Genomic DNA, 2,424 nt, shown 5'->3' with positions numbered 1-2,424 from the left:
TCGCCGCATGGAATAGGGATATTTGTCAGCCTCGCCGCGCCTCTCGCAAGGGGCAAGAGCCACAAACCCCTAAAACAAGAAAGCGGAGCGAGTCCAGCCCGCTCCGCCTGAGAAATGCTCTTCATGCCCAAAATCGCAGGTTCTTCCCATTTCGCCATGCAGGACGCATATCCATACGCCCAGCACGGCCGCTTTAGTTGCAAACTTTGCCGGGGTTCAGAATGTTCTTCGGGTCAAACGCCTGCTTAATACTTGCCATCAGGGAAAACGCCGTGTCTCCTACCGATTCGCGCAGGTATTCCTTCTTCGCGTGTCCAATGCCGTGCTCGCCAGAAACCTGGCCGCCCAGTTCATTGCATTTCGCGTATGCCGCGCGCATAACGCGCGTCGATTTCTCAAGAAACGCCTCGCGTTCAATGTTGTTTCCGCAGCAATAAATGTGCAAATTGCCGTCACCTGCATGGCCGAACGAGCGAATGAGCACATCGTTCTGGACGCCCATATCGTGGATAAAGCCCAGGAATTCGGCGATTTTATCGACGGGAACCACCACGTCCATTTCGTCGAGATGCTCGGTTTCGGCCTCGATTACCGTGAGAAACGCGCTGCGCGCCGCCCATACCGCCGCCTTATCGGCCGGGTGCTCGATAACGAGCGTGTCGAAGGCACCCGCTTCTTCGCCGATTTCAGCCAGCGTTTCGGCGCGCTGGAAAATCTCGTCCTCGTCGTTGCCATCGAGTGTGACCAGGATATATGCGCCGCATTCGTTGCCGTCGACCACCGTGGGAATGATTTTGTTCCCCGTGTATTCGGCCGAAGAATCCACGATGTCGCGCTCCATGAACTCGATAGACTGCGGATTCAAGCCCGCGAGCTTGATTTTCGGCACGGCGGCAATGGCGGTTTGAATATCGCTGAACGAGAGGATGAAGCTCATGTCTTCTTTGGGGTTGGGGATAAGCTTCATGGAGAGCTCGGTGATAATGCCAAGCGTGCCCTCCGAGCCAATCATCAGGTGCAGCAAGCTATAGCCCGAGCTTGCTTTCGCGACCTCGCGGCCCAGGCGCAGCACCTCGCCGCTCGGCAGAACCACCGTCATGGCAAGCACATAGTCGCGCGTGGTGCCGTACTTCACGGCTCGCATGCCGCCAGCATTCGTTGACACGTTTCCGCCGACTGATCCCGTTTTTTCACCCGGATCAGGCGGGTACATGAAGCCGTGGTCGATCGCATCGGCCGCCAAGTCGCACAAGCGCACGCCCGGCTGCACGCGCACGAACAAGTTGTTTTCGTCATATTCGATAATCTTGTCCATGCGCATGGTGCACAGCACAATACCGCCCGCCAACGGCGTGCTGCCACCCACTAAGCCCGTTCCCGCTCCACGCACCGTTACGGGGATATTGTTCGCACTCGCAAGCTTCATAATGGCCGACACTTCATCGGTGTTTGCAGGAAGAACCACAACGTCGGGCATGTGCGTGCCGTAAATAGGCATCTCATCGTGCGAATAGTCTTCGTTGATGTCCCCGCCCGTAAGGCAATTGTCCTCGCCGACGATAGCGGCAAGCTCAGCGACAAGCTCGTCCGTGAGTTCGTTATATTCGACCATGGCTTCCTTTCCATGTGCTTACAACGCACAGCGACGCACGGCGGAAATCAACCGCAGCACAATTAACACCGTATAAAGTTTCATTGTGTTCGACGAACTTTAGCACACTAGAGTGCGAATACAATTCAACGAAGGGAGCCCCTTATTAAACGGCATGTACCAGCGGCGAACGGAAAAGAATTGACGGCGGGCGGCAAGGTTTTCCACGCGGCAGAATAGCTTTCCCAGCAGCATGGTCGCCTTTCTAGCAGCAAAGGCGTTCTTCGGCAGCAGATTTGTTTTCCCTCGCGGGCAGTTTGCTCCACCGCTACAATAACGCCGTCCGCAAAGCGCGCGAAGCGCAGCCGCGTCGCGCGCACTAGCGCACGCCCAACCGATTCAAACCAAGGAGCGCACCATGATGTGGTTCACCGCCGATCTGCACTTCGGCCATTCGAGCATTCTTTCGAAGATGAATCGCCCGTTTGAGACCATCGAGCGCATGAATCAAGGACTCATCGCGGCAATCAATGAACGAGTGGCGCCCAGCGACTCGCTCTATGTGCTGGGTGACTTCGCATATCAAACAACCGCCGAAAACGCGCGCCGCCTGCGCGAGCAAATCGCTTGTGAGCACGTGCATCTCATTCGCGGCAACCACGACGATTCATGGTCGACGGGTGCGGGGGCAGGAATTTTCGAAACCGAACAGGATTATCTCGAAATCGCACCCGGCTACGCGCGCGGCCATAAGCTCGTTTTGTTCCACTACCCCATCATGAGCTGGAATGGAAAACGCCGCGACGCCATCGCGCTGCATGGCCACGTGCACT

2 protein-coding genes are annotated in these 2,424 nt (G+C 56.6%); one reads left to right on the top strand and one right to left on the bottom strand.

What is annotated here, in order from left to right:
• Window positions 1-193: 193 nt before the first annotated feature.
• Window positions 194-1,612 carry an FAD-binding oxidoreductase gene (locus tag ACWI8T_RS09500; RefSeq protein WP_449138768.1) on the bottom strand — a complete coding sequence of 473 codons (1,419 nt, stop codon included), beginning with the start codon at window positions 1,610-1,612 and terminating at the stop codon, window positions 194-196.
• A gap of 397 nt (window positions 1,613-2,009) precedes the next feature.
• Between ACWI8T_RS09500 and ACWI8T_RS09495 the strand changes: the two genes are divergently transcribed.
• The coding region (locus ACWI8T_RS09495) for a metallophosphoesterase (protein ID WP_449138767.1) at window positions 2,010-2,424 on the top strand (415 nt) is incomplete at its 3' end.

It is taken from the genome of Slackia sp., assembly GCF_977041755.1.
Note: the sequence above shows the minus strand (reverse complement) of the source record. Positions and strands in the feature narration are given on the sequence as shown.